This window comes from Streptomyces sp. NPDC093591, assembly GCF_044764885.1.
Lineage (GTDB): Bacteria > Actinomycetota > Actinomycetes > Streptomycetales > Streptomycetaceae > Streptomyces.
Window position 1 is genome coordinate 15,943 of the sequence record NZ_JBIWIY010000006.1, and the last position, 26,466, is coordinate 42,408.

Annotated in this window: 23 protein-coding genes; 16 read left to right on the plus strand and 7 right to left on the minus strand. The window is 70.1% G+C overall.

Annotated features, from left to right (window positions below; all coding sequences use genetic code 11):
* Positions 1 to 12: 12 nt before the first annotated feature.
* Both ACIREI_RS14295 and ACIREI_RS14300 read right to left on the minus strand, forming a co-directional pair.
* Complete coding sequence (locus tag ACIREI_RS14295; protein WP_403332058.1) at positions 13 to 1,773, minus strand: ABC transporter substrate-binding protein; 1,761 nt, start codon at positions 1,771 to 1,773, stop codon at positions 13 to 15.
* Positions 1,774 to 1,854: 81 nt separating this feature from the next.
* Entirely contained in the window at positions 1,855 to 2,883 is a 1,029-nt protein-coding gene (locus ACIREI_RS14300) for an ABC transporter permease (protein WP_403332061.1), read from the minus strand.
* 505 nt (positions 2,884 to 3,388) lie between these two features.
* Between ACIREI_RS14300 and ACIREI_RS14305 the strand changes: the two genes are divergently transcribed.
* The 6 genes from ACIREI_RS14305 to ACIREI_RS14330 all read left to right on the plus strand — a co-directional run bounded on the left by ACIREI_RS14305 (position 3,389) and on the right by ACIREI_RS14330 (position 10,454).
* The gene (locus ACIREI_RS14305) at positions 3,389 to 5,014 is read left to right on the plus strand and encodes an ABC transporter substrate-binding protein (RefSeq protein WP_403332063.1); all 1,626 of its coding nucleotides are present in this window, start codon (positions 3,389 to 3,391) and stop codon (positions 5,012 to 5,014) included.
* A 7-nt stretch (positions 5,015 to 5,021) separates the two neighbouring features.
* Positions 5,022 to 5,945 (plus strand): ABC transporter permease, encoded by a 924-nt coding sequence (locus tag ACIREI_RS14310; protein ID WP_403332066.1) that lies wholly within the window; start codon positions 5,022 to 5,024, stop codon positions 5,943 to 5,945.
* On the plus strand, positions 5,938 to 6,951 hold the full coding sequence (locus tag ACIREI_RS14315; protein WP_403332069.1) for an ABC transporter permease: 1,014 nt from the start codon (positions 5,938 to 5,940) through the stop codon (positions 6,949 to 6,951). The genes ACIREI_RS14310 and ACIREI_RS14315 overlap by 8 nt, the downstream gene beginning before the upstream one ends.
* 920 nt (positions 6,952 to 7,871) lie before the next feature.
* The gene (locus tag ACIREI_RS14320; RefSeq protein WP_403332072.1) at positions 7,872 to 8,855 is read left to right on the plus strand and encodes an ABC transporter ATP-binding protein; all 984 of its coding nucleotides are present in this window, start codon (positions 7,872 to 7,874) and stop codon (positions 8,853 to 8,855) included.
* The gene (locus ACIREI_RS14325; protein ID WP_403332075.1) at positions 8,848 to 9,924 is read left to right on the plus strand and encodes an ABC transporter ATP-binding protein; all 1,077 of its coding nucleotides are present in this window, start codon (positions 8,848 to 8,850) and stop codon (positions 9,922 to 9,924) included. Before ACIREI_RS14320 ends, ACIREI_RS14325 begins: the two co-directional genes overlap by 8 nt.
* A 230-nt stretch (positions 9,925 to 10,154) precedes the next feature.
* Positions 10,155 to 10,454 (plus strand): hypothetical protein, encoded by a 300-nt coding sequence (locus ACIREI_RS14330; RefSeq protein WP_403332078.1) that lies wholly within the window; start codon positions 10,155 to 10,157, stop codon positions 10,452 to 10,454.
* A 13-nt stretch (positions 10,455 to 10,467) separates the two neighbouring features.
* On the opposite strand, the gene ACIREI_RS14335 is transcribed toward ACIREI_RS14330, so the two are convergent.
* Positions 10,468 to 12,588 carry a prolyl oligopeptidase family serine peptidase gene (locus ACIREI_RS14335; protein WP_403332080.1) on the minus strand — a complete coding sequence of 707 codons (2,121 nt, stop codon included), beginning with the start codon at positions 12,586 to 12,588 and terminating at the stop codon, positions 10,468 to 10,470.
* A gap of 176 nt (positions 12,589 to 12,764) precedes the next feature.
* Between ACIREI_RS14335 and ACIREI_RS14340 the strand changes: the two genes are divergently transcribed.
* From ACIREI_RS14340 to ACIREI_RS14375, 8 genes are all read left to right on the plus strand, one after another.
* Positions 12,765 to 12,959, plus strand: a complete 195-nt coding sequence (locus ACIREI_RS14340) for a hypothetical protein (protein ID WP_019755516.1) — start codon at positions 12,765 to 12,767, stop codon at positions 12,957 to 12,959.
* Positions 12,960 to 13,018: 59 nt separating this feature from the next.
* The gene (gene mshB / locus ACIREI_RS14345; RefSeq protein ID WP_403332083.1) at positions 13,019 to 13,921 is read left to right on the plus strand and encodes an N-acetyl-1-D-myo-inositol-2-amino-2-deoxy-alpha-D-glucopyranoside deacetylase; all 903 of its coding nucleotides are present in this window, start codon (positions 13,019 to 13,021) and stop codon (positions 13,919 to 13,921) included.
* A complete protein-coding gene (locus ACIREI_RS14350; RefSeq protein WP_403332086.1) occupies positions 13,918 to 14,319 on the plus strand; it encodes a DUF6113 family protein in 402 nt (133 codons plus the stop codon). Before mshB ends, ACIREI_RS14350 begins: the two co-directional genes overlap by 4 nt.
* A gap of 249 nt (positions 14,320 to 14,568) precedes the next feature.
* Entirely contained in the window at positions 14,569 to 16,959 is a 2,391-nt protein-coding gene (locus tag ACIREI_RS14355; RefSeq protein WP_403332089.1) for a hypothetical protein, read from the plus strand.
* A gap of 131 nt (positions 16,960 to 17,090) precedes the next feature.
* Positions 17,091 to 17,999 (plus strand): ABC transporter ATP-binding protein, encoded by a 909-nt coding sequence (locus tag ACIREI_RS14360; protein WP_403332092.1) that lies wholly within the window; start codon positions 17,091 to 17,093, stop codon positions 17,997 to 17,999.
* Positions 17,996 to 18,736, plus strand: a complete 741-nt coding sequence (locus ACIREI_RS14365) for an ABC transporter permease (RefSeq protein WP_403332094.1) — start codon at positions 17,996 to 17,998, stop codon at positions 18,734 to 18,736. Before ACIREI_RS14360 ends, ACIREI_RS14365 begins: the two co-directional genes overlap by 4 nt.
* A complete protein-coding gene (locus tag ACIREI_RS14370; protein ID WP_403332097.1) occupies positions 18,733 to 19,914 on the plus strand; it encodes a sensor histidine kinase in 1,182 nt (393 codons plus the stop codon). The genes ACIREI_RS14365 and ACIREI_RS14370 overlap by 4 nt, the downstream gene beginning before the upstream one ends.
* Positions 19,911 to 20,525, plus strand: a complete 615-nt coding sequence (locus ACIREI_RS14375; protein WP_403332100.1) for a response regulator transcription factor — start codon at positions 19,911 to 19,913, stop codon at positions 20,523 to 20,525. The genes ACIREI_RS14370 and ACIREI_RS14375 overlap by 4 nt, the downstream gene beginning before the upstream one ends.
* A 133-nt stretch (positions 20,526 to 20,658) precedes the next feature.
* On the opposite strand, the gene ACIREI_RS14380 is transcribed toward ACIREI_RS14375, so the two are convergent.
* Both ACIREI_RS14380 and ACIREI_RS14385 read right to left on the minus strand, forming a co-directional pair.
* Positions 20,659 to 21,510, minus strand: coding sequence for a tetratricopeptide repeat protein (locus tag ACIREI_RS14380; protein WP_403332103.1), 852 nt, complete (start codon positions 21,508 to 21,510; stop codon positions 20,659 to 20,661).
* A gap of 38 nt (positions 21,511 to 21,548) precedes the next feature.
* Positions 21,549 to 22,586: a GNAT family N-acetyltransferase gene (locus tag ACIREI_RS14385; protein ID WP_403332106.1), complete on the minus strand. Its 1,038-nt coding sequence runs from the start codon at positions 22,584 to 22,586 to the stop codon at positions 21,549 to 21,551.
* 140 nt (positions 22,587 to 22,726) lie between these two features.
* On the opposite strand from ACIREI_RS14385, the gene fdxA reads away from it, so the two are divergent.
* Complete coding sequence (fdxA, locus tag ACIREI_RS14390) at positions 22,727 to 23,047, plus strand: ferredoxin (RefSeq protein WP_030929316.1); 321 nt, start codon at positions 22,727 to 22,729, stop codon at positions 23,045 to 23,047.
* A gap of 140 nt (positions 23,048 to 23,187) precedes the next feature.
* Positions 23,188 to 24,282: a bifunctional succinyldiaminopimelate transaminase/glutamate-prephenate aminotransferase gene (locus ACIREI_RS14395; RefSeq protein WP_403332109.1), complete on the plus strand. Its 1,095-nt coding sequence runs from the start codon at positions 23,188 to 23,190 to the stop codon at positions 24,280 to 24,282.
* 274 nt (positions 24,283 to 24,556) lie between these two features.
* On the opposite strand, the gene ACIREI_RS14400 is transcribed toward ACIREI_RS14395, so the two are convergent.
* Positions 24,557 to 25,033, minus strand: a complete 477-nt coding sequence (locus ACIREI_RS14400) for an ATP-binding protein (RefSeq protein ID WP_403332112.1) — start codon at positions 25,031 to 25,033, stop codon at positions 24,557 to 24,559.
* Between the two features lie 400 nt (positions 25,034 to 25,433).
* Entirely contained in the window at positions 25,434 to 26,405 is a 972-nt protein-coding gene (locus ACIREI_RS14405; RefSeq protein ID WP_403332115.1) for a heavy metal transporter, read from the minus strand.
* Between the last annotated feature and the right edge of the window lie 61 nt (positions 26,406 to 26,466).

Sequence of the window (26,466 nt, forward strand, 5' to 3'; positions counted from 1 at the left end):
AGTCGTGCTTGCTTACTTCTTGGCGTAGAGCTTGCAGAGCGCGACGCAGGTGTTGGCGCCGTCCCAGATGACGTTGCCGACCTTGGAGCCGTACAGGTAGTTGCGGATCTTGTGGTAGTCCGGAACGACCGCGGCCAGCTCGCCGACCATCTTGTCGATGTTGCCCCAGGCCTTGTTGGCCTCGTCCACGTCCGCGATCTTGGAGGCCGCGTCGATCGCCTTGTTGACGCCCGGGTCGTTCAGCTGCGCGTAGTTGTTGCGGCCGTCGCCGATGTTCTTGCCGCTCCAGCAGGGGTAGAAGACCGAGTAGCCGTTCGGCCAGTCCGGGCTCCAGCCGGCCGCGAACAGGTCGAAGTCGTTGTCGATCTTGCCGATCTGCGTGTAGAAGGTCGACTTGTCGACCTGCTTGTTGACGACAGTGAAGCCGGCCGCCTCCAGGGCGTTCTTGATGGCGACGGCGACCTTCACCTGGGTGTCCGACTGCTGGTAGGCGATAACCAGCTTCTGGCCGAGCTTGCCGGCCTCCTTCAGCAGGGCCTTGGCCTTCTCGGGGTTGCCGCCCGGCTTCTTGTCGACGCCGTACAGATCGAACTTGGTGTAGCCGGGGGTCACCGGCGCGAGGATCGTGGTGGCGATCTCGGTGGTGGCCTTACCGCCGTTGATGGTCTGGATCTGCTGGTGCGGCCAGGCGTAGTTGATGGCCTGGCGGACCTTGAGGTCCTTGATGCGGGTCATGTTGATCGGCCAGTAGTAGGTGGCCGTGTCGACCGAAGTGAGGACGCGCTTCTTCATCTCGGGGTTGGTCAGGACCTGGGCGACACGCTCGGGCGCAACCTCGTTGAAGATCGGCACCGCGTACTGGTCGTTGCCCTGGTCCGCGATCCAGCGGTCGGTCGACGCCACCAGCTCGAAGCCCATCTGGAAGACGTACTTGTCCGGGTAGGCGTTGCGGATCGAGTCCGTCTTCGGGTCCCAGTGCTCGTTGCGCGCGTAGGTCAGCGTCTTGCCGATGCTGCGGCTGTCGATCTTGTACGGACCGCAGGAGAACGGGCGCTTGTCGTACTTCTCCTTGGTGTCGTGCTTCTTCGGCACCAGGGAGTAACCACGCATGGCGAGCGTGTAGTTGAAGTCGGCGCGGGCCTCGTTGAGACGGAAGGTGACGGTCTTGCCGTCGATCTCGATGGAGTCGAGGCTCTTGCCGTCGAACGGGCCCTTGTACTTCTCGCCGCCCTCGAGCCAGTTCTGGACGTAACGGGGACCCTCGGTGATGAAGGTGGCGAAGAGGCGCTCGAAGGTGTGGCGGACGTCGTCCATGGAGACGTCGGAGCCGTCCTCCCACTTCAGGCCGTCCTTCATGGTGAAGGACCAGGTCTTGCCGCCGTCCTTCATCGTGCCGGCGTCCGTGGCGGCGTCGCCGACCAGGACGGCGCCGCCCTTGTCGTCCAGCTTGTAGCCGGTCAGACCGCGCATGATCGGGACGGTGATGGCGCCCTCGGTCGAGTTGTAGATCTGCGCCGGGTCCATGTGGTCCATGTCGAACTGCTGGAGCGAGTAGATCGTCCCGCCCTTGACCGCGCCCTTGACCTCGGGGGCCGGACCGGTCGAGTCGGCCTTGGTGCCGACCGGGATGTCGATCGTCTTGGAGCCGCTGACCTTGGGCGCGTCGTTCTGCCCGGAGCCGCCCTCGTTGCCGCTGCTGCAGGCGCTGAGCACCGAGGTCGACGCCGCGGCGACGCCGGTGGCGATGAGGAAGTTTCTACGGGAGAAGGACATGGCTTCCTGCCTTGGAAAGAGGGAGTTGATGAGAGAGTTCCGGCACCCCGGCTCCTTTGCCGTGGTCCTGAAGAGCCGGAGTCAGCGCTTGGACTTGGGGTCGAGTGCGTCGCGTACCGAGTCGCCGAGCAGGTTGAACGCGAGAACGAAGATCACCATGGACATACCCGGGAAGAGCATGAAGGTGATGTCCTCGGTGTAGAACATTGCGCCCCGCTGGATCATGACGCCCCAGTCCGGGGTCGGGTCGATCATGCCGACCCCGAGGAAGGCGAGACCCGCCTCCGCGGTGACGTACGCCGGGAGCATCAGCGTGGACTGGATGATGATCGGCGTCCACAGGTTGGGCAGCAGTTCCTTGAAGACGATACGCCGCGGTGATGCGCCCGTGACCTTGGCCGCCTCGACGAACTCCCGCTCGCGCAGGCCGAGTACCTGGCCGCGCAGCAGTCGGGCGATGGACGCCCAGCCGAAGGAGGAGAGGACGATGATCAGGCCGGTGGCCCGCAGCCAGGTCGGGATGTCCTCGTCGGGGGCGACGAAGAGCCCGTACACGACCGGCATGAAAGCGATGAAGAAGAGGGTGGACGGGAACGACAGAAGGATGTCGATGAACCGGCCCACGAGGTAGTCCGTCTTGCCGCCGAGATAGCCCGCGGTGACGCCGATGACCACACCGAGGAACACGGTGAGCAGCGTGGCCGCGAGGGCGATGCCCAGCGAGGTGCGGATGGCGTAGAGCAGGAAGGTGAAGACGTCACGGCCGAGTTGGGGCTCGATGCCGAACCAGAACTCCGAGCTGATGCCGCCGTTCGGACCCGCCGGGTAGGAGAAGGCGTTCAGCAGCTCCGGCCGCTGGCTCGCGTAGGTGGTGTACGGATCCTTGCCGTACAGCTTCGCGATGAGCGGAGCGGCGAGCGCGATCACGAAGAAGAAGATCACGATGTACGCCGATATGACGCCCGTGCGGTCCCGCTTGAAGCGGGTCCACGCCAGTCGTCCAGGCGAGCGGCTCTCGTTGCCCTTATGGGTGGAGGGCGAAGGCGACTTCTCGATGCTCTCGTCAGTCGTCTCAAGCGGGGCAGCCGCTGATGGAGTTGGGGGGGTCATGGTGCTCCTGGCCCAAGGGAGGGTCTGATGACTCCGCAGGGCACGCTCCCCTACGGGCTACGCCGGACTTTTTCAACGCAATTCATTCAAGGTCAATAAATTCTCGGGCGACTTGGTTGTCTCTTTACGTTTTTTACCCTGCCTTTACCATTCCGTAGCTACGCGGGTAGCGCAACGTAATCGAGTCGTGCCTTGACTCGGGCCAATTGGACTAATCGGGCAATGAGTTCGTTATGCGGACGGTCAGGTGCCGAAATGCGTACATCGGGGGGTCGAAATCCAACGGTTCTGCATCGGAACGTGAAGATCCATTGCGCGGTACACGGAAGATCCACTGACCCCGGCGGGTGTCTCGGTGGAAGAAGTCCGTTTCGTCGCTCGTGCGGATGCCGCGTCGATGCGTGCATCCGGATGGCGCGTTGCTCCATTGGCCGGAACCCGTGTGCGGTATGTGCCTTTTGGCTCGATATTGGCCCGTAACGGATCAGGACCAGAGGAGGCACCCATGCGTGGAGCCACGAACGCCGGATGGGCCGCATGCGCCGTGGCGGTCGCGCTCGCGGCGACGGCCTGCGGAGGCGGAGGTGACAGCGGCGGTGACGGCGGCGCGGTGCTCAGCTCCTCATGGACCGATCCGCAGAACCCGCTGGAGCCGGCCAACACCAACGAGGTGCAGGGCGGCAAGGTGCTCTCCATGATCTTCCGCGGGCTCAAGCAGTACGACCCGAAGACCGGCGAGGCCGAGGACATGCTCGCCGAGAAGATCGAGACCTCCGACTCGCGGAACTACACCGTCACCGTCAAGGACGGCTGGACCTTCAGCAACGGCGAGAAGGTCACCGCCAAGTCCTTCGTGGACGCCTGGAACTACGGGGCGAGCCTGAGGAACAACCAGAAGAACGCCTACTTCTTCAGCTACATCGAGGGCTACGACAAGGTCCACCCCGCCAAGGGCGCACAGAGCGCCGAGACGATGTCCGGGCTGAAGGTCACGGGGGAGCGGACCTTCACGGTCAGGCTCAGCCAGAAGTTCTCCAGCTTCCCCGACACCCTCGGCTACAACGCCTTCGTCCCGCTGCCCCGGGCGTTCTACGAGGACCACGACGGCTGGCTGGCCAAGCCGGTCGGCAACGGCCCGTACGCCGTGCAGTCGTACACCAAGGGCTCCGAGATGCGCCTGACGAAGTGGGACGCCTACCCGGGCGAGGACGCGGCGCGCAACGGCGGCGTCACCCTCAAGGTCTACACGGACAACAACACGGCCTACACCGACCTGATGGCCGGCAACCTCGACCTCGTCGACGACGTACCGGCCCAGCAGCTGAAGAACGTCCGGAGCGACCTCGGCGACCGCTACCTCAACACCCCCGCCGGCATCATCCAGACGCTCGCCTTCCCCTTCTACGACAAGAACTGGAACAAGGCCGGCTCGGTCAAGGTCCGCAAGGGGCTGTCCCGGGCGATCGACCGCGAGCAGATCACCGACACCATCTTCCAGAAGACCCGCACCCCCGCCACCGACTGGACCTCACCCGTCCTCGGCGCGGAAGGCGGTTACAAGGAGGGGCTGTGTGGTGAGTGGTGCGAGTACGACGCCGCCGCGGCCAAGAAGCTGATCGAGGAGGGCGGCGGTCTTCCCGGCGGCCAGGTGAAGATCACGTACAACGCGGACACCGGCTCCCACAAGCTGTGGGTGGACGCCGTCTGCAACTCCATCAACAACGCCCTGGACAACGACCGGGCCTGCGTCGGCAACCCGATCGGCACCTTCGCCGACTTCCGCAGCAAGTCCACGACGCAGAAGCTCTCCGGACCGTTCCGGGCGGGCTGGCAGATGGACTACCCCCTCACCCAGAACTTCCTCCAGCCGCTCTACTACACCAACGCCTCCTCCAACGACGGCAAGTGGTCGAGCGAGGAGTTCGACCGGCTCGTCGACCGGGCGAACGCCGAGACCGACCCCGCCAAGGCCGTGGAGATGTTCCAGAAGGCCGAGGAGGTCGTCCGGGACAACATGGCCGCCATCCCGCTCTGGTACCAGAACGGCAGCGCCGGCTGGTCCGAGCGGCTGTCGAACGTGACCCTCAACCCGTTCAGCGTCCCCGTCTACGACCAGATCAAGGTCGGCTGAGCCGGTCATGGGGCGGTACGTCGTCCGGCGCCTGGTGCAGATGGTCCCGGTGTTCATCGGGTCGACCCTGCTGATCTTCCTCATGGTGAACGTGATGGGCGACCCCGTCGCGGGCCTGTGCGGCGACCGGCAGTGCGACGCGGCGACGGCCGCCCAGCTGAAGAAGGAGTTCGGCCTCGACCAGCCCGTGTGGCAGCAGTACCTGACCTATATGGGGAACGTCTTCACCGGAGACTTCGGTACGGCCTTCAACGGCCAGGAAGTCACCGAGCTGATGTCGACGGCCTTCCCGGTCACCATCCGGCTCACGATCGTGGCGATCTGCTTCGAGGTCCTCATCGGCATCACCCTGGGCGTCATCACCGGGCTGCGCCGCGGCCACCCCGTCGACACCGGCGTCCTGCTCCTCACCCTCGTCGTCATCTCCGTCCCCACCTTCGTCACCGGCCTGCTGCTCCAGCTGCTGCTGGGCGTGGAACGCGACTGGATCCGACCCTCCGTCTCGACGGCAGCCCCCTTCGACGAGCTGATCGTCCCCGGCCTCGTCCTCGCCTCGGTCTCCCTCGCGTACATCACCCGCCTGACCCGCACCTCCATCGCGGAGAACCGGCGCTCCGACTACGTCCGTACGGCCATCGCCAAGGGCCTGCCCAGGCACCGAGTCGTCACTCGCCACCTTCTCCGCAACTCCCTCATCCCCGTCGTCACCTTCATCGGCGCCGACATCGGGTTCCTCATGGGCGGCGCGATCGTCACCGAGCGCATCTTCAACATCCACGGCGTCGGCTACCAGCTCTACCAGGGCATCCTGCGCCAGAACACGCAGACGGTCGTCGGCTTCGTGACGGTCCTCGTCCTCGTCTTCCTCCTGTGCAACCTGGTCGTCGACCTCCTGTACGCCGTACTCGACCCGAGGATCCGCTATGCCTGACCGGCCGTTGGAGTTCGAGGGCGCGATCGCCGGCAGCGGCACGGGCGGCGCGCCGGATCCGACAGCGGGCGGGGCGGGGACGGCGGCGGGTGCTCCGGGCGGCCCCGGGGACCAGGGCCGGAAGGAACTCGTACCCGACCCTTCGGCCACCTCCACCGGACGACCCCGCAGCCTGTGGTCCGACGCCTGGCGCGACCTGCGCCGCAACCCCGTCTTCCTCGTCTCCGCCCTGATCATCCTCTTCCTGCTCTTCATCTCCTTCTGGCCCTCGTCGATCGCCCCCGGAAGCCCTCTCAAGTGCGACCTCGCCAAGGCCCAGCAGGGTTCCGCGCCCGGCCATCCCTTCGGCTACGACGGCCAGGGCTGCGACGTCTACACGCGCACCGTGCACGGCGCCCGTACGTCCGTCACGGTCGGTGTATGCGCCACGCTCGGGGTCGCGGTCCTCGGCTCGGTGCTGGGCGCGCTCGCCGGGTTCTTCGGCGGCCTGTGGGACTCGGTGCTCTCCCGCGTCACCGACGTCTTCTTCGCCATCCCGGTCATCCTCGGCGGGCTGGTCCTGCTGTCGGTGGTCACCAGCAACTCCGTCTGGCCGGTCATCGGCTTCATCGTGCTGCTCGGCTGGCCGCAGATCTCCCGCATCGCGCGCGGCGCGGTCATCACCGCCAAACAGAACGACTACGTGCAGGCCGCCCGCGCCCTGGGCGCCTCCAACTCCCGCCTCCTGCTGCGCCACATCGCGCCCAACGCCATCGCCCCCGTGATCGTGGTCGCCACCATCGCACTCGGCACGTACATCGCCCTGGAGGCGACCCTGTCCTACCTCGGCGTGGGCCTGAAACCCCCGAGCGTCTCCTGGGGCATCGACATCTCCGCGGCCTCCCCCTACATCCGCAACGCCCCCCACGCCCTCCTGTGGCCCTCCGGCGCCCTGGCGATCACGGTGCTGGCCTTCATCATGCTGGGCGACGCGGTGCGCGACGCCCTTGACCCGAAGCTGAGGTGACGGGCATGCGCTGCGCGGCGACACGGGTCGTGCGGGGGAGGCGACGGCACCCCGCCCCGCATCCCGGCTGCGACCACCGCCCACGGCCCCGGCCGTCGCCACCCCCGCCCCACGTCCGGTCGCCCGGCCCCCCGACCAACCGATGCGGCTGCACATCGCCCGACGGCTGTCGACCGCCAGTTCTGTACCTGGCGCTGGGCCGTCGACGGGTGTCCAACTGCTGGTCCTGCGTTGGGCTGCCGGGGGCGGTGTCCGTCCGTCGGTCCCTTGTCCGGCTGCTGGTCTTGCGGGTGGTTGCCGGTGTGGCGCTCGCCGTCGACCGGTGTCCGGCTCGGGGCCCGGCGTCAGGCCGTCGATCTGGCATTCGGTTGTCGGTCCCGTACGGGGTGCCTGCCTTGCGTCCGGCTGTGGGCCTGGCGCTGGCCCGCCGACGGATGTCCAACTGCTGGTCCTGCGTTGGGCTGCCGGGGGCGGTGTCCGTCCGTCGGTCCCTTGTCCGGCTGCTGGTCTTGCGGGTGGTCGCCGGTGCGGCGCTCGGCCGCCGACCGGTGTGCGGGTCGCGGCCCAGCATCAGGCCGTCGGTCCGGCATTCGGGTGTCAGTCCTGCACGGGGCGCCCGTCTTGCGTCCGGCGCCGGGCCGTCGGCCGGTGTCCAGCCGCTGGTCCTCCGTCTGGTCGCCGACCAGCACCCGTCCGCCGACCACCCCCCGCCCTCAGTCCCACACCCGCCCGTCACCCGTCCGCCGACCGGCCCGGTCGTGCAGGCCGGCGGGTGGAGTGGTCGTGCGGCGGCCGGTCTCCGGGCGGTCGGTCGTGTCCGGCGGCCGCAGGCCGGGGGGCGGCCCGGTCCTGGTGTCCGTGCCACTCGGCGGGACGCCTCCGTGCGACGCCCTCGATGCGAAGTGAGGTGAGCCGGCGTCATGCTGCTCGAAGTGCGTGATCTGCGAGTGGAGTTCAGGACCCGGGACGGGGTCGCCCAAGCCGTCAACGGCGTCAACTACGGCGTGGACGCGGGGGAGACGCTCGCCGTGCTAGGGGAGTCCGGGTCCGGGAAGTCGGTGACCGCGCAGGCCGTGATGGGGATCCTGGACATGCCGCCCGGAAGGATCACCGGGGGCGAGATCCTCTTTCAGGGGCGCGACCTGCTCAAGCTGAAAGAAGAGGAGCGGCGCAAGGTCCGCGGGGCCGAGATGGCGATGATCTTCCAGGACGCCCTGTCGTCGCTGAACCCCGTACTGACCGTCGGCGACCAGCTCGGCGAGATGTTCGTCGTGCACCGGGGGATGTCGAGGAAGGACGCCCGGGCGAAGGCCGTCGAGCTGATGGACCGGGTGCGGATCCCGGCCGCGAGGGAGCGCGTACGGCAGTACCCGCACCAGTTCTCCGGCGGTATGCGCCAGCGCATCATGATCGCGATGGCCCTCGCCCTCGAACCCGCGCTGATCATCGCCGACGAGCCCACCACCGCCCTCGACGTCACCGTCCAGGCCCAGGTCATGGAGCTGCTCGCCGAGTTGCAGCGCGAGTACCGCATGGGGCTGATCCTCATCACCCACGACCTCGGCGTGGTCGCCGACGTCGCCGACAAGATCGCCGTGATGTACGCGGGCCGGATCGTCGAGTCCGCGCCGGTCCACGCCCTCTACAAGGCACCCGCCCACCCGTACACCCGAGGCCTGCTGGACTCCATCCCGCGGCTGGACCAGAAGGGCCAGGAGCTCTACGCCATCAAGGGCCTGCCCCCCAACCTCATGGACATCCCCCCGGGCTGCGCCTTCCACCCCCGCTGCCCCCTGGCCCAGGACCTGTGCCGCACGGAGGTACCCCCGCTGTACGAGGTCACCGACTCGGACACGGCCCGGGGCAGTGCCTGCCACTTCTGGAGGGAGTGCCTGCATGGCTAGTTCCTCGTCGGCCGAGCCGATCCTGCAGGTCAGCGGCCTCGTCAAGCACTACCCGCTCACCCGGGGCGTCCTGTTCAAGAAGCAGGTCGGCGCGGTCAAGGCCGTCGACGGCGTCGACTTCACGCTCCACGCCGGGGAAACCCTCGGCATCGTCGGCGAGTCCGGCTGCGGCAAGTCCACGGTCGCCAAGATGCTGGTCAACCTGGAGCGCCCGACGGCCGGTTCGATCAAGTACAAGGGCGAGGACATCACCCGGCTGTCCGGCCGCGCCCTGAAGGCCGTACGCCGCAACATCCAGATGGTGTTCCAGGACCCGTACACCTCCCTCAACCCCCGTATGACGGTGGGCGACATCATCGGCGAGCCGTACGACATCCACCCCGAGGTGGCCCCGAAGGGCGACCGCCGCCGCAAGGTGCGCGAGCTGCTGGACGTGGTCGGCCTCAACCCCGAGTACATCAACCGCTATCCGCACCAGTTCTCCGGCGGCCAGCGCCAACGCATCGGCATCGCACGGGGATTGGCGCTGCGCCCCGAGGTCATCGTCGCCGACGAACCCGTCTCCGCCCTCGACGTCTCCGTCCAGGCCCAGGTCATCAACCTGATGGACCGGCTGCAGAACGAGTTCGACCTCTCCTACGTCTTCATCGCCCACGACCTGTCGATCGTCCGTCACATCTCCGACCGGGTGGGGGTGATGTACCTCGGCCGGATCGTGGAGATCGGCAGGGACGCCGAGATCTACGACCACCCCACGCACCCCTACACCCAGGCGCTGCTCTCCGCGGTCCCCGTCCCCGACCCCGCGGCCCGTGAACACCGCGAGCGCATCATCCTCGCGGGCGACGTCCCGTCCCCGACGAACGTCCCCTCCGGCTGCCGCTTCCGCACCCGCTGCTGGAAGGCGCGGGAACGGTGCGCCTCGGAGGCACCGCCGCTCGCGGTGCCGTCGCGTTTCGTGGAGGCGAGCGGACCCGAAGCGCACGCCTCGGCCTGTCACTTCGCGGAGGCCGTATCGATCAGACGCCCCGCACCGGCGCAAGTCGTTCCGCCGGAGGCGGTGCCATAGCGGTGTCATAGCCGTACATACACACGCGAACCGCGTTAACACGCAGGCAACTCAGCCGACCCGATCCCGATATACGGACGCGTCAGGCTGAACAGCGTACGGCCGTGCGGGTGCCGTAAACGAGCCGGGGTGCGCCATGTCACCCCGGCTCGTTGCTGTGCGGACACCGGCGGACACGAATGAGTACGGGTACTCAGGACCCCGGCCCGGCCGTACGCAACGCTTGGCCCATGGAACGCCGGCCACGCGCGCACGACGGTCTGCTCGCCGTCCTCGTAGGAGTCTTCGACGTCCTGCTCGTGATCGTCCTCGGCTACGGCATGGTCGTCGCCGGCATCGGCGCCGGCTTCGACGAGTACGCCGACCAGCGGGCGGACGAAGACCAGGACCGCATCCTGGTCCTCACCGCATGGCTGGCCTGCGGCGGCTTCGCCCTCGCCGCGGTGCTGCGCTACTGGAAGACCGGTGTCGTCCACCTCCTGATCGTCGGTCTTCCCCTCCTGGTCTTCCTCGGCGAGCAGAGCGACTGACCCGGCCGCGGGGTCAGTTCAGACCCAGTGACCTCTTCAGGAAGTCGAGCTGGAGCAGCAGCAGGTTCTCCGCCACCTCTTCCTGCGGAGTCATGTGGGTCACGCCGGACAGGGGCAGCACCTCGTGCGGTCGGCCCGCGGCGAGCAGGGCCGAGGACAGGCGCAGGGAGTGGGCGACCACCACGTTGTCGTCCGCCAGCCCGTGGACGATCATCATCGGGCGGGCCGGCTCGGCCGGGTCCACCAGCCCGGCGTCGTCGATCAGCGAGTTGCGTCGGTAGACCTCCGGCTGCTCCTCGGGGTGTCCGACGTAACGCTCCTGGTAGTGGGTGTCGTACAGCCGCAGATCGGTGACCGGGGCGCCGACCACCGCCGCGTGGAAGACGTCCGGGCGGCGCAGCACCGCGAGCCCCGCCAGATAGCCGCCGAAGGACCAGCCGCGGATGGCCACCCGGGTCAGGTCGAGCGGGAAGCGCCCGGCGAGCGCCTGGAGCGCGTCGACCTGGTCCTGCACCACGACCGCCGCGATGTCGTCCTTGATCGCCTTCTCCCACCCGGGGGAGCGCCCCGGCGTACCGCGCCCGTCGGCGACGACCACCGCGAACCCCTGGTCGGCGAACCACTGCGAGGTCAGATATGCGTTGTGCGCGGCGACCACCCTGGAGGCGTGCGGTCCCCCGTAGGGATCCAGCAAAACCGGAAGCGGGGTGTCACCGGCGTAGTCCCGAGGCATAAGCACGGCGCACGGAATGCGACGTGCGCCCCCCTCGGTGAGGGTGATGCGCGGGGTCAAACCGGGATCTTCGGCATGCGACGGGACCGTCGCCGTCTGCTTCCCCTCCTGCAGCACCTGGACCCGGGACCCGGGCCGGTCGAGGGTGTGCGACACCAGGACGGTCACGCCCCCGGAGCGCACCGCCGAGTGCACGCCGGGCTCCTGCGACATGCGCTCCACGCCGAGCTCGTTCACCCGGTACACGTGCACTTCACCGACCTCGGCGTCGGTCGCGGCCTCACCCGCCGACGCCGAGACCAGGACGTCGTCGTCGGAGACGTCCAGCACCGCGCGGACGTGCAACTGCGGACCGGTCAGCGGGCGTTCGCCCACCGTGAGCACCCGCGCGCCGCCCTCGTCGGCGATGCGCACCAGATGTCCGGAAGGGCTCCAGCAGGGCACGCCAGGGAAAAGATCCAGCCATTGTGGATCTTCGTCGGCGTGCACCATCCGCGTCGCCCCCGTCGCCGGGTCCACGGCCAGGAACAGCTGGCTGCGCTGGTCGCGCGCCTGTACGAGCAGCAGCGGCGCACCCGCCGCTGACCAGTGCACTCGTGCCAGATAGGGGTACCGCGCCCGGTCCCACGCCACCTCCGTGCGTGCCCCGTCCAGACCGATCACGAACAGCCGTACGTCCGCGTTCTCGGTCCCCGCCGCCGGATACGCCACCTGCTGCGGCTCGCGCTCCGGGCGCGCCGGATCTGAGATCCACCACCGCCGCACCGGCGTGTCGTCCACGCGCGCCACGAGCAGCCGGTCCGACTCCGGACCCCACCAAAAGCCCCGGTGGCGGGCCATCTCCTCGGCGGCGATGAACTCGGCGAGCCCATAGGTCACCCCCTCCGACTCCGGCCCGGCGAGCGCGCGATCGCCCTCGCCCTCGGCGCCCACCACCCGCAGGGCACCCTGCGCGACGTACGCGATGTGCCGTCCGTCGGGGGAGGGGCGCGGGTCGATCACCGGCCCGGGGACCCGGAGTTCGCGTGCCGTGCCGGCTCGTAGTTCCGCCGTGAAAAGCCGCCCTGACAAGGCAAAAGACGCCAACTCCACGGCGCTGTCGGTGGCATGGCCGACGATGCCGGCGCCGGCCTCACGGGAGCGCTCGCGCCGCGCCCGCTCCTCGGGCGAGAGGTCTTCCGAGGCGCCGCCCAGCAGGGCGCGCGGGTCGGCCGCCACGCGCTCCTTGCCGTCCACCGTGTCGAGCACCCACAGCGAACTCGCCGGATCCGTACCGGAGGTGGAGCGCAGGAACACGACACGGGAACCGTCGGGCGCCACCGTGAACGCGCGCGGCGCGCCGAACGTGAACCGCTGGGTGCGGGCGTGCCGGCGGGGGAAGGACACAGGCTCGGTCGTCATGCCCCGACCATATTGGCCAGTGCGCCCCCTTGTGCGGCTGTGCGCCGATCGATGCGCACGTACGGATAGTTATGATCACTAGCGCATAGTGGGTATGAACCTGCTGGCTGCTGCATGGATTTATCTGCCCCCATAGTCCGACCCCCCGCCCCTGGGATTCTTGGAGGTGAGCCGCCGTGGCACTCTCGATTTCGGCGGTGGTGCTGCTGGCGATCATCGTCTTCCTGCTGATCAAGAAATCAGGGTTGAAGGCGGGCCATGCGGTCGTCTGCATGTTGCTCGGGTTCTACCTGGCGTCCTCGACCGTCGCGCCCACCATCAGTGAGCTGACGACGAACATCGCGGGCATGATCGGCAGCATCAAGTTCTGAGCCGCCCCTTCTGACGGCGCCGCGTGGCGCTGTCAGTGTCGCCTCGTAGGGTGGGCTCCATGACGGAACTGCCCGACCGGCGTCTGCTCCTGGTGCACGCGCACCCGGACGACGAGTCGATCAACAACGGCGCGACCATGGCCAAGTACGCGGCCGAGGGTGCCCACGTGACCCTGGTCACCTGCACCCTCGGCGAGCACGGCGAGGTCATTCCCCCCGAGCTCCAGCACCTGACGGGTGCCGGTCTGGGCGAACACCGCCTGGGCGAGCTCACCGCCGCGATGCGTGAGCTCGGCGTCGAGGACTTCCGTCTCCTCGGCGGAAAGGGCCGCTTCGAGGACTCGGGGATGATGGGCCTCGCCGACAACGACGACCCGGCCTCCCTGTGGCAGGCGGACGTCGACGACGCGGCCCGCGCTCTCGTCGAGGTGATCCTGGAGGTGCGCCCCCAGGTCCTCGTCACCTACGACCCCGACGGCGGGTACGGCCACCCGGACCACATCCAGGCCCACCGCATCGCCATGCGCGCGGCCGAGCTGGCGGCCGACGCCGGCTGGCGGATCCCCAAGATCTACTGGAACCGCGTCCCGCGCACGGTCGCCGAGGGGGCCTTTACCCGGCTTCAGGCGGATCTGCCCGGGCTGCCCTTCAGCAAGGCCGCCACCGTGGACGACGTCCCGGGCGTCGTCGACGACGAGCGGATCACCACCGTGATCGACGGCACCGCGTACGCCGGAGCCAAGGCCGCCGCGATGCGCGCGCACGCCACGCAGATCGACGTGGCCGAGCTGTACTTCGCGCTCTCCAACGAACTCGCGCAACCCCTCTTCACCACCGAGTACTACGAGTTGGTGCAAGGCGAGCGAAGCGAGATGGGGGTCCCCCCGGCCGAAGGCTGGGGGAGAGGGGCGCGGACGGAGTCCGATCTGTTCGCCGGTGTCACCGTCGGGGAGGCGTCATGAGCTCGATGCTCGCCCAGCCGCTGAAGCGGCCCTCCGGCCTGCGGGCCCTCGCCTACGCCGGGCTGTTCGTGCTCGGCGCGGTGGTCGGCGTGGCCGGAGCACTGGTGCAGCCCGCGTGGTTCCCGGGCGGCCTGCTGCTCGCGCTCGCCGGTGAGGCCGGGCTCTGCCTGGGCGCCGGCCGGGTGGCGGGCAGCCGCGCCGGGGCCGTCGCACCCGCCGGCGGCTGGATGGTCGCCGTCATTCTGCTCACCGCCAGCCGCCCGGAGGGCGACTTCGTGTTCGGCACGAGCGCCGCCTCCTACCTCTTCCTGCTCGGCGGTATGGCCGTGGCTGTGATCTGCGCCACCCTCGCCCCGGCGCGGCAACCAGGCGACGACCCCGTCCGACTTGGCAAGTGACGTACCACTTCTCCATGCCGCACTCGTGCGAGTCCCGTGTGGGTTTCCCAGGCGGTCGTGGGATGCGGGCCGGAAGTGGCCAGTATGGTGGTGCGCGCCGCCGATCCGCCCGAAGCAATGAGGTCGAACAGGCGGTGGAGCCAACCGGGAGAACCTGCCTTGAGTCGTGAAACTGACACTCCGTCCTCCGGGCCCAACGGGCGCGGCGGAGCCGCATACCCCTCGGGCACGCCGCCGTACGGGACCCCCATGGCTTCCGACAGCGGTACGGACGCGGGCCGTTCGGCCGCGCAGCCGGAGGAACGCAAGACCGAGACCACGCTGACGACCCGGATCCGGATCAACATCCCGGGGTCGCGGCCCATTCCGCCGGTCGTCGTGCGCAAGCCCGTCGCCGAAGCCGAGAGCGCGACGGACAGCGCGGACACCGAGACGCCGGCGCCGTCCGCGGCCACGTCCATGTCCACCGGCACCGTCGAGCCCCCGGCCGACCCCGCCGCGCAGGCGGGGGAGAAGACGAGCGACTGGTTCGCGCCGCGCAAGTCCGGCGCGCCCAAGGGCGGTCAGGGCGGCCCGCCCTCCAACGGGGCAGGTCTGCCCGGCGCTTCGGTCCCTGGTCCGAGCGGCCCCGGTGGCGCGGGTGCCGGTGCGCCCGGCGGTGCGCGCCCGAGTGCCGGTTCCGGCCGGCCCGGTGGTGTCGTGGGCGCGATGAACGTGCCCGGTGGCGCCCGCCCCGGCGGTACGAACGGTTCCGGTCTCCCCGGTGCGACCGGCGGCCCGGTGGCTCCCGGGCACGGTGGAGGCACCGGTTCCTTCGACGTCACCGAGGCACTGTCGGCGGGCCCGCTGGGCAACGGCAACGGTTCCCGCCCCGGCGGCGAGGCGCGCCGCGACGATCTGCCGTACTTCTCGGAGAACGGCGACGGCGGCCCGAACGGTCAGAACGGCTACGGCTCCCAGGGCGGCCCGAGCGGCCCTCATGGTTACGGCGCCCAGGGCGGCCCGAGCGGCTTCGACGGTTCCGCCGACTTCGGCGGCATCGACGACTTCAACGGCCCGAGCGACTTCGGCGGCCGGAACGATTTCAACGGCTCGAACGATTTCGATGGCCCGAGCGACTTCGGCGGCCCGAAAGGCCGTGGCGGCCAGGGCGGCCCGCAGGGCCCCACAGGCCCGACGACCGGCCCGGTCACCGGCGACGGCCCGGCCGTGCCCCCGGTCGCGGGCGGCGGGCAGGGCGGCCGCGGTGGGCCCGGCGGTCCGGGTGGCCCGGCCGGACCGGGTGTGCCCGGCATCTCCAACGGTCCGGGTGGCTCCGGTGTGCCCGGCATCTCCAACGGCCCGAGTCGGCCCGGCGGACCCGCCGGCCCCGGCGTCCCCGGCAGCGGCCCGATGGGCCCCGGCGGCCCGGGCAGCGCCCCCCACACCCCGGGCCGTGGCCCCGGCGGCGGTCTGAGCGACGACACCGCGATCCTCACCCCGCAGAAGCCGGCCCCCGAACCCGGCAACCCGCACTACGGCGGCGTCGCCGACAACGTCTCCAGCCACACCGTCACCAGCGGCATCCCCGTCGTACCCCCCGGCGCGCAGAGCGGCCCCTTCGGCCCGGGCGCCACCGACGGACCGGCGCCGCACACGCCTCCGAAGCTGCCCGAGCCGGGCTCGACGAACGCGTCGGCGTCCCGCGCGCCCAAGAAGAAGGGCCGCAACAAGCTGCCCCTGCTCGTCGGCGGAGTGATCGTCCTCGCCGGTGGCGTCTACGGCGCCGGCCTGCTGATGAACCACTCCGACGTGCCCAAGGGCACCACCGTGCTCGGCGTCGACATCGGCGGCGGCACCCGCGACGACGCGGTCAAGAAGCTCAACGACGCCTTCGACGACCGGGTCAACAAACCGCTGAAGCTGTCGGTCGGCGGCAAGACCGTCGCCCTCGAACCGGACAAGGCCGGGCTGCAGTTCGACATGCAGCAGACGGTCAGCACGGCCGCGACCAGCGACTACAACCCGGTCTCGGTCATCGGCTCCCTGTTCGGCAACCACCGGACCGTGGACCCGGTCATGCCGGTCGACGAGGAGAAGCTGCACGCGGCCCTGGAGGACGTCTCCGGCGGCTCCGGCTCGGTGACCGAGGGCACGGTCTCCTTCAAGTCCGGCAAGGCGGTCGCCGTGTACGGCAAGGCCGGCAAGGGCATCGACGTCGCCCAGTCGACCACGGCGGTCGAGGAGGCGTACCGCACCCAGGTGGAGACGGGCACCTCCTCCCCGGTGCAGGTCGCGACGACCACCCAGCAGCCGACGGTCACCAAGGCCGAGGTCGACCGGTTCATGAAGGAGTTCGCCGAGCCGGCGATGGCCACCAAGGTCACGATCCAGACGGACGCCGCGCACAGCATCCCGTTCGGCTCCCTGTCCCTGCCGAAGATCCTCGGCGTCAAGGCCGTCGACGGCAAGCTCGTGGACACGTACGACCTCAAGGCACTCAAGGAGGCGTACGGCGCCACCTTCGACGGCGTGCAGATCAACGGCGCGAGCGGCAAGCGTGACGTCCTGCCGCAGGATGTCGCCTCCGCACTGCGCAAGGCCCTGCGCGGCAAGACGGCGGCGGAGCGCACCGTCACCATCGACACCAACCCGAGCTAGCGCAACCGCTCGCACCAGGGGGCACCCGGCACACGCCGGGTGCCCCCTGGCCGTCGTATGACATCTGTCATCCGGCAGTCAGGACGGCCGGCACTGCCGGGCGCAGGGGCCCGCGGGCCACTGTGGATCACATGACGACGACAGTGGTCGCATTCGACCAGGTGAGCAAGAGCTACGGGAAGGTCCGGGCCGTCGACGGGCTGACACTCGCGCTGTACCCGGGGGAGACGGTGGCCCTGCTGGGGCCCAACGGGGCCGGCAAGTCCACCACCCTCGATCTGCTGCTCGGGCTCAAGCAGCCCGACAAAGGCGCCGTCCGGGTCTTCGACACCAGCCCGCGTGAGGCGATCGTCGACGGGCGGGTGGGCGCCATGCTGCAGAGCGGCGGGCTGATGGACGAGGTGACCGTCGCCGAGCTGGTGCGGCTCGCCTGCGACCTGCACCCGAGGCCGTACAAGGTCTCCGACGTACTGGCCCGCGCGGGCGTCGCGCAGACGGCCGACCGCAAGGTCGACAAGCTCTCCGGCGGTCAGGCCCAGCGCGTCCGCTTCGCCCTCGCGACCGCCGGCGACAGCGATCTGATCGTCCTGGACGAGCCGACCACCGGCATGGACGTCACCACCCGCCAGTCCTTCTGGGCCACCATGCGCGAACAGGCCGACCAGGGCCGTACGGTCCTCTTCGCCACCCACTACCTGGAGGAGGCGGACGCCGTCGCCGACCGGGTGCTGGTCCTGCACCGCGGCCGACTACTGGCCGACGGCACGGCGGCCGAGATCAAGGCGAAGGCGGGGGCACGGCGGATCTCCTTCGACCTGGACGGCGATCAGATCGACGAGGCGGCGTTGCGGGCCCTGCCCTTCCTGACCTCGGCAGTCATCTCCGGCCACACCGTGCGCTTCCAGTCCGCCGACGCCGACGCGACCGTCCACGCCCTCTACGGGCTCGGCGTCCACCCCCGCAACCTGGAGGTCGCCGGGCTCGGTCTGGAGCAGGCCTTCGTCGCCCTCACCGAGGCCGAGGAGGCCCGTACCTCATGAGCAGCCTGATCAAGCTGGAACTCGCCCGCGTCCTGCGCAACCGCAAGTTCATGTTCTTCTCGGTGATCTACCCCTCGGTCATCTTCCTGCTCGCCTCCAACCAGAACGGGACCGACGGCAAGGTCGCCGGCACCGGTCTGACCGTCGCGGCGTACGTCATGGTCTCCATGGCCTCGTTCGGCGCCCTGACCGCCGTGCTGATGGGCAACAGCGAGCGGATCGCCAAGGAGCGGGAGAGCGGCTGGGTACGGCAGTTGCGGCTGACCCCGCTGCCCGGGCGCGGCTACGTCCTCGCCAAGACCGCCAGTGCGGCCGTCGTCAGCCTGCCGTCCATCGTGGTCGTCTTCCTGATCGCCGCCGCCGTCAGGGACGTACGCCTCGACGCCTGGCAGTGGGTCGCCCTCACCGGGGCGATCTGGGCCGGCAGCCTGGTCTTCGCCGCGCTCGGCGTCGCCATCGGCTACCTCGCCTCCGGGGACGCGGTCCGCCCGATCACGATGATCATCTACTTCGGCCTTTCGATCCTCGGCGGCCTGTGGTTCCCGGTCTCCGGCTTCCCGCGGTGGCTGCAGGACATCGCCGACTGGCTGCCCACGCACGCGTACGCTGCCCTGGGGCAGGCGATCGAACAGAGCCGGGCCCCGCACGCCAAGGACATCGCCGTCCTCGCCGTCTCCTTCGCCCTGTTCACCGGCGGCGCGGCCTGGCTGTACCGGAAGGACACGCTGAAGGCGTGAGCAGCGTCGGCATCGGGCAACGCCCGCAGAACCGCAGGCAGAAGGCCGTCAAGTTCCTCTGGGTCGGGATCTGGCTCGCCTACCTGAGCGCGCCGGTGGGCGACCTGCTGCACGGCGGGCACAGCCACGGCGTCGTCGTCCTCGGCTGGATCGGCCTGGTCGCCTTCGTCGCCTGGTACTTCGCCCTGATCTTCCGCACCGGGCGCGGCGAGACCAACGCCGTGGTGCTGGGCTCGGTGGCGGTCCTGGCCACCCAGTCGACCGTCCTCGCTCTCACCCTGGGCCGCGAGTGGCTCGTCCTGTTCGTGTACGTGGCGATCTCCTCCGGCGCCGCCCTGCCCTTCCCGCTCGCCCGCTGGACGATCCCCGCCGTGTCGGCCCTGCTGACCGGGGTCGGCCTCGCGGTCCCCGGCGGTGCCTCGTTCCTGTGGGGCCTGCTCTTCCCTGCCCTTCTCGGCGGGTTCTCCATGACCGGGGTACGCGAACTCATCCGCACGACCATAGAGCTGCGCGAGGCCCGCGCCACGGTCGCCCAACTCGCCGCCAACGAGGAACGCCTGCGCCTCGCCCGCGATCTGCACGACCTGCTCGGCCACTCCCTCTCGCTGATCACGCTGAAGAGCGAACTCGCGGGCCGTATGCTCCCGGCCCACCCCGAGAAGGCGGCCCAGCAGGTCGCCGACATCGAGCAGGTCAGCCGCCAGGCCCTGGACGACGTACGGGAAGCCGTGTCGGGCTACCGCCGCCCCCGTCTGTCCGCCGAACTGGCGGGCGCGAAGGTCGCGTTGACAGCGGCCGGGATCGCCGCGGAACTGCCCGACGAACCGGACCCCACCGACCTCCCCGAGACCAGCGAGACAGCCCTGGCCTGGGCACTGCGCGAGGCCGTCACCAACGTCGTACGCCACAGCGGCGCCCGGCGCTGCACGGTGGAACTCCTGCGCTGCCAGACCCTCGACGGCCCTCTGCTGGAACTCTCCGTCGAGGACGACGGCTCGGGCGACCAGGGCAGCGGCCCCGGCAACGGCCTGGCGGGCCTGACGGAACGCCTGGCGAAGGCGGGCGGCACCCTGGAGGCGGGCGGGATGCGGCACGGCTTCCGCCTGACCGCCCGTGTCCCGGCCGCCGGGGCCGGCCCGGCCGACGTGGCCTCGGCGGACATAGGATCCCCGGCATGAGCCAGACGATCAAGGTTCTCCTGGCCGAGGACCAGTCGATGGTCCGCGAGGCCCTGGCCGCCCTGCTCGGCCTGGAGGACGACATCGAGGTCGTCGCCCAGGTGGCCCGCGGCGACGAGGTCCTGGCGGCGGCCCGGGCGCACGACGTGGACGTGGCCCTCCTCGACATCGAGATGCCCGGCGCGACCGGCATCGAGGCGGCGGCCCTCGTGCACGCGGAGCTGCCGGCCGTGAAGCTGGTCATCCTCACCACCTTCGGCCGCCCCGGCTACCTCCGCAGCGCGATGGAGTCGGGCGCCGACGCCTTCCTGGTCAAGGACGCCCCCGCGGCCCAACTGGCCGAGGCGGTACGGAAGGTACTCGCGGGCGAACGCGTCATCGACCCCACGCTGGCGGCAGCGGCCCTGGCGGAGGGCGCCAACCCCTTGACGGACCGCGAGCGAGAGGTCCTGCGAGCAGCGGAGGACGGCTCCACGAACGCGGACCTGGCGGTGGCCCTGCACTTGTCACAGGGAACGGTACGGAACTACCTCTCGACGGCGATCCAGAAGCTGGCGGCTCGGAACAGGGCGGAGGCGGTGAGGATCGCGCGGGAGAAGGGCTGGCTGTGAATCGCCATCCAGGGCAGCGTCCTCAGGGGCGCGGGGCTGTGTCGATATGCGGCTCCGCCGCGTGGGCGCGACAAGCCACGACGAACCCGCACCCGCGCAACCACCGAACCTCCTACGGTGATGGGGCGATCCATCAGTTCAACATCGCCCGAGCAGCCCGGGCCTGCCCCCGCACTCTCTCCGCGGCGGCAAGATCAACACCAGCCACCACGTCGGCATACGCCTCCAGCTCCGCCGCCCCCTCGACGAAGTCCCCCCGCTGCACCAGCAACTGCGCCCGCTCGAACCGCAACCGAGCCGGATGCGACGGCAGCAACAGCGACAACTCCACCGCCCACAAGGCCACATCCGTCCGCTCAGGACGCGTCGCCGCCCACGCCCGGACGTTGTTCAGAATCCGCAGCACCACATCCAGGGGATCGGCCGGCGACAACATCGACGAATCCAGCGGCGCCCCCGTCGCCCCCGCCACCAGCATCTCCGCATCGTTCCCGGTCAACACCCGCCCCCCGTCGAACGGATCGGCAAGCACCTGCTCCTCAGCCGGCCCGAACCCCACCACGAAGTGCCCGGGCAGAGCGACCCCGTACACCGGAGCTCCCGCCCGCCGAGCGACCTCCAGCCACACCACCGACAGCAGAATCGGCAGCCCCCTGCGCCGCACCAGCACCTGATGCAGCAACGACGACTCCAGCCGCTGATAGTCCGCGGCGGAGCCGCGAAACCCGTACCGCTCCCCGAGCAGCTCCCGCAGCGCGACCGCCCAGGCCCGCGGCCCGCCGGGCCGGTACGGCAGCTGCCCCGCCAGCCCGTCCAGCTCCACCTGCACCGCATCCATGCCGGCCTCCTCCAGCGCCCCGTCCGCCTCGGCTCCCACCAGCAGACACAGCGTGGACAGATCGGGCCGCTCGGACCGCGCCTCTTCGGCGAACCGCCGCCGCAGCTCGGCGGAACGTTCGGGCGGTGGGGGGTAGGGGGGACGCATAGCTGGCTCGTGCCCTTTCACGGCGATCGGTACTACCGTCAGCAGCCGGTGGTTCGCGGCTCACCGCCGGAGGCACCCGGCTCGCGATAGTGGTGGTACGCGTGATGCGCGGCGAACCCCATCCGGGCGTACATCTCCCGCGCCCCCACGTTCTCCGTCTCGACCTGCAGCCACGCCGCCGACGCCCCCTCGTCGAGCGCCCGCCGGGCCAGCGCGGCCATCACCCGGGTCGCCAGCCCCTGCCGCCGCAGCGCCGGATCGACCTCCACGGCGGCGAACCCGGCCCACCGCCCGTCCACGACACACCGTCCGATGGCGGCAGGCGCACCGCCACCTTCGCCGGGAACCGTCGCGAACCACACCGACGGCCCGCTCCCGAGCACCTCCAGTGCCACCTCGCTCACCCCCTTGCGCTGATACCGCGCAAGCCAAGCCTCGTCCGCCTCCCGGGACAGCACCACCCCGGCCACCTCGGCCGGCTCACCCCGGTCGGCGACCGGCGCCAACGCCCCGATCCACATCTCGGCGGACACCTCACGCACCCACCCCAGCCGCTCCAGCTGCGCGCACAGCAGCTCCTGCGTGCCCTCGGCCCCCGTCGCCGTCTGCACGTACGCGGGGAGCCCACGGTCGCCGTACCAGCGCCGTACGGCATCGAGCGCGTCCTCCAGAGGCATCCCGGGGTCGCCGAGCGGCAGCACCGAGTTGGCCCGCCGGGTGAATCCGGACGCGGCCCGCAGCTCCCACTCGCCGAGCCGCTCGCTCTGAACCGGCCGCCACGCGCGCGTGGCGACCTGCGCGAGCTCCTCGTAGGAGGCGGCGGGCCCGCGGCGCCGGGCGGGAGCGGCGGGCACCACCTTGCCCGCGACCAGCGACGCTTCCGGGATGCGGACGGTCTCGCCACTCCTCCGTGTGATCAGCAGCACACCGTCGTCCCATGATGCGAGAACACCCACCGTGTCGGTGAACTTCTCACCCGGAGGCGCAGGATCGTTCAGGCGGCGTACAGAGACTCGTTTACCCACGTCAGCAGCGGTGATGCGGACCTCAAGGCGCCCCCTCGCAGAGATTTCCACAGGTCAGTTCACCCCTCCTGTTCGGATCATGCCCAAGAACGGAGATACTAGAGGCGGGCATCGACGACGCCGCGCTCCCGCGCGCCAGGCGGCGGAGCCTGAGGAGGCCCGCCAGCGCCCTATCGAGGAGGAACGACAGCGTGACCTACGTCATCGCGCAGCCTTGTGTCGACGTCAAGGACAAGGCGTGCATCGAGGAGTGCCCGGTCGACTGCATCTACGAGGGCCAGCGGTCCTTGTACATCCACCCGGACGAATGCGTCGACTGTGGTGCCTGTGAGCCGGTATGCCCGGTCGAGGCGATCTTCTACGAGGACGACACTCCGGAGGAGTGGAAGGACTACTACAAGGCGAACGTCGAGTTCTTCGACGAGCTCGGCTCCCCGGGCGGCGCCAGCAAGCTGGGCCTGATCGAGCGGGATCACCCCTTCATCGCCGCGCTCCCGCCGCAGGCCGAGTAATCCTCACCGGCGACCCGCACAGCGTGCCGCCTCGGTCCCGTACGGCCTGATCGCCCTTGATCGCCGTACGGGACCGAGGCGTTGCCGTATCCGGCACAACCGGCAGTACTCCGGCAGTACCAGAAAGTGAGCCAGATCCCGTGTCCGCAGTCTCCGACCGCCTTCCGACCTTCCCCTGGGACAAGCTGGAGCCATACAAGAAGACGGCCGCCGCGCACCCGGGCGGCATCGTCGACCTCTCCGTCGGCACGCCGGTCGACCCGGTGCCCGAGCTGATCCAGAAGGCCCTGATCGACGCGGCGGACTCCCCGGGCTATCCGACGGTCTGGGGCACCCCCGCACTGCGCGACGCGATCACCGGCTGGGTGGAGCGCCGCCTGGGCGCCCGCGAGGTCACCCACCGCCACGTCCTGCCCATCGTCGGCTCCAAGGAACTGGTCGCCTGGCTCCCCACCCAGCTCGGCCTCGGCCCCGGCGACAAGGTGGCCTACCCGCGGCTGGCCTACCCGACGTACGAGGTGGGCGCCCGCCTGGCCCGCGCGGACTACGAGGTGTACGACGACCCGACGGAGCTGGACCCCAAGGGCCTGAAGCTGCTCTGGCTGAACTCCCCGTCCAACCCCACCGGCAAGGTCCTGTCGAAGGCGGAACTCACCCGGATCGTCGCCTGGGCCCGCTCGCACGGCATCCTGATCTTCTCCGACGAGTGCTACCTGGAGCTGGGCTGGGAGGCCGACCCGGTCTCGGTCCTGCACCCGGACGTGAACGGCGGATCGTACGAGGGCATCGTCGCGGTCCACTCCCTGTCGAAGCGCTCGAACCTGGCCGGGTACAGGGCGGCATTCCTGGCGGGCGACCCCACGGTCCTGGCCCCCCTCCTGGAGATCCGCAAGCACGGCGGCATGATGACGTCGGCGCCGACCCAGGCGGCGGTGATCGCGGCCCTGGGCGACGACGAACACGTCCGCGTCCAGCGCGACCGCTACACGGCCCGCCGCGAGGCCCTCCGCGGCGCCTTGGAGGCACACGGCTTCCGTATCGAGCACAGCGAGGCCAGCCTCTACCTCTGGGCCACCCGGGACGAGTCCTGCTGGACCACGGTCTCCCACCTGGCCGACCTCGGCATCCTGGTGGCCCCGGGCGACTTCTACGGCGAGGCGGGCGCCCGGCACGTACGCGTGGCCTTCACGGCGACGGACGAGCGGGTGGGAGAAGCGGTGCGCCGCCTGGCGTAAGAGCAGGTGCACCGCTGAACTGCTGCACCGCAGCGACCGCTGGCACCGCAGGCACCGCTGGCACCGCATGGACCGCTCACCGCTGTGGGCAGTCGTTCCGCAGGGCGGAACGGGTGGGCACAGCCTGCAGCGCCGGGCACCGCGCAAACACGCCCTGGCCCCTGCCGACAGAGGCCTGGACACGCGAAAACCGACGGGGCCCAGGGAATTCCCTGGGCCCCGTCGGCAGCTCAAGCCAGGCGCAGCCGAACGGCAGCCGAGCGGCAGTGAACCGTCAGCTGAGGGGAAGCGCCTGCACCGGCAGCGAGCCGGTCGACGGCACGCCGCTCGTCGTGGCCACACCGGCCGTGTCGCCGACAACGGTTCCGACCGTCCCGGCCACGCCACCCGCGGTCTCCTGCGCCGCGGGCGTCGCCTTCTTCGCAACCTTGCCGCCGGCCTTGGCCGCGGTCGGCACCGCCTTCTTCGCGGCCTTGCCGCCGGTCTTGGTCACCTTGTCGCCGGCCTTCGTCGCGGTCGGGAGCGCGCCGTCGACCGCGGTGTCGACGGCGCCACCCGCGAGCCCGGTGGCGTTCGTGGCCGCGCCGTCGACGACGCTGGCGCCGTCCAGGGCGGTCAGCCCGCCGACCTTCGAGGCGTCGGGCAGTTCGGGGGCCGCGCTGGCGGAGCCGGCCGCACCGACCCCGGCAGCCGCTCCGGCAGCGACGAGCAGCGCGGCACGGGCGATCCGGCGGGTCAGGGGGAGGGACATGATGCTCCTTCGACGGGTATGTCGGATCAGGACGATGAAATGTCCGACCGCGCCCGGCAGTTGACCGACTCACTACGGCTGACTGCCGGTGGACCGACTGGCTGTTGATCTCCGGGCTCGGACGCAGTGACTACCGCTCGAAGCCCGCGAAGGTTGCGGCGCCCCAATGTAAAGAGTTGGCAATGCGTCGCATTATCGCCTGCGGATAAAAACGGGCAAACGGAGCCGCGCCCGAATCCCTGCCGAATCCTTACAGCCCTTTGTTCTCAAGGCTTTTGACGGATATGAGGGTGACCGCGCGAAAACCTGCCCACGCCACCGCCGAACGACACCTCGGGTAACCCGCACGGGTGATGCCCCGAACTGCCGGGCGGGTACCGCGCGAGTACCGCCGGGCCGTCTACGGAGCCGTCACGATCCGGACCGAGCCCAGACCGCTCTCGGCCCCCGAGGCTCCCTCTGTGGCGATCGAACGCCACTGACTGTCGGTGTTCCCGGCGGTCCACTCCCGCCCGGCGTACGACACCCGCTTGATGTGCAGGTCCGAGGCGTTGGCCACGGCCCAGTGGGCCAGCTGCCACCCACGCTCACGGACGCTGCGCCCGGCAGCGGAAGCGGAGTCTTCGGTCACCGGCAGCAGGACGGTCCGCCCGTCGCGCTCGATGACTTCAGGAGTGGGCGTGGCCTTCCGGGCGCCCACCTCGGCCGCGGCCGACTGAAGCGTGTCCTGCCCGAAGTCCCGTACGAGCGCGGCCCGTACGGCGTCCGGGCCCGCGGTCGGTGTGGCGCCGGGGCGCCCCTCGCAGGTCAGCGTGGCGGCCGAACGCCCGGTGAGTGCGGCGGCGAGCAGCGTCGCGTCCGGCTCGTGCTTGGCGTACGCCTCCGGGAAGCCGCTGCGCTGGACGCGCTGTGCGGCGACGGTGAGCGGCAACTTCGTATAGCCGCGGACCTTGACCAGGTGCTCGTAGAAGATGCCCGCCGAGTAGATCGGGTCCAGGATCTCCTTCTCGGTGCCCCAGCCCTGTGAGGGCCGCTGCTGGAACAGGCCCAGCGAGTCACGGTCGCCGTGGCTGATGTTGCGCAACGCCGACTCCTGCAGCGCGGTGGCGAGCGCGATGGTCACGGCCCGCTCGGGCAGCCCGCGGCCGGTGCCGACGGCGGCGATGGTCGCCGCGTTCACCGCCTGCTCGGGCGTGAACTGGTATCTCGTCCCGTCGCCCTTGCCCGAGACGACCTCGCAGCCCGGCTCGCCCGTGCCTCCGGTGACGTACTGCACCGCTAGATACCCCGCGACGGCGAGCAGGACCACGAAGGCCGCCCCGCGACGCAGGAGGCGGCCACGACGTTTGGGAGAGGGGGACGACTCTGGCACGCCCTACAAGGTAGCCGAGGTTACTGGGGGGTATGGGTCGAGTGGGGAAAGTGGGCCGACG

Coding starts and splice junctions, on each gene's coding strand:
- ACIREI_RS14300 (WP_403332061.1), bottom strand. CDS start 2,883: ATGACCCCCCCAACTCCATCAGCGGCTGCCCCGCTTGAGACGACTGAC.
- ACIREI_RS14295 (WP_403332058.1), bottom strand. CDS start 1,773: ATGTCCTTCTCCCGTAGAAACTTCCTCATCGCCACCGGCGTCGCCGCG.
- ACIREI_RS14335 (WP_403332080.1), bottom strand. CDS start 12,588: ATGACGACCGAGCCTGTGTCCTTCCCCCGCCGGCACGCCCGCACCCAG.
- ACIREI_RS14325 (WP_403332075.1), top strand. CDS start 8,848: ATGGCTAGTTCCTCGTCGGCCGAGCCGATCCTGCAGGTCAGCGGCCTC.
- ACIREI_RS14400 (WP_403332112.1), bottom strand. CDS start 25,033: ATGTCCCTCCCCCTGACCCGCCGGATCGCCCGTGCCGCGCTGCTCGTC.
- ACIREI_RS14310 (WP_403332066.1), top strand. CDS start 5,022: ATGGGGCGGTACGTCGTCCGGCGCCTGGTGCAGATGGTCCCGGTGTTC.
- ACIREI_RS14365 (WP_403332094.1), top strand. CDS start 17,996: ATGAGCAGCCTGATCAAGCTGGAACTCGCCCGCGTCCTGCGCAACCGC.
- ACIREI_RS14360 (WP_403332092.1), top strand. CDS start 17,091: ATGACGACGACAGTGGTCGCATTCGACCAGGTGAGCAAGAGCTACGGG.
- ACIREI_RS14305 (WP_403332063.1), top strand. CDS start 3,389: ATGCGTGGAGCCACGAACGCCGGATGGGCCGCATGCGCCGTGGCGGTC.
- ACIREI_RS14375 (WP_403332100.1), top strand. CDS start 19,911: ATGAGCCAGACGATCAAGGTTCTCCTGGCCGAGGACCAGTCGATGGTC.
- ACIREI_RS14355 (WP_403332089.1), top strand. CDS start 14,569: ATGGCTTCCGACAGCGGTACGGACGCGGGCCGTTCGGCCGCGCAGCCG.
- mshB (WP_403332083.1), top strand. CDS start 13,019: ATGACGGAACTGCCCGACCGGCGTCTGCTCCTGGTGCACGCGCACCCG.
- ACIREI_RS14350 (WP_403332086.1), top strand. CDS start 13,918: ATGAGCTCGATGCTCGCCCAGCCGCTGAAGCGGCCCTCCGGCCTGCGG.
- ACIREI_RS14380 (WP_403332103.1), bottom strand. CDS start 21,510: ATGCGTCCCCCCTACCCCCCACCGCCCGAACGTTCCGCCGAGCTGCGG.
- ACIREI_RS14315 (WP_403332069.1), top strand. CDS start 5,938: ATGCCTGACCGGCCGTTGGAGTTCGAGGGCGCGATCGCCGGCAGCGGC.
- ACIREI_RS14330 (WP_403332078.1), top strand. CDS start 10,155: ATGGAACGCCGGCCACGCGCGCACGACGGTCTGCTCGCCGTCCTCGTA.
- ACIREI_RS14320 (WP_403332072.1), top strand. CDS start 7,872: ATGCTGCTCGAAGTGCGTGATCTGCGAGTGGAGTTCAGGACCCGGGAC.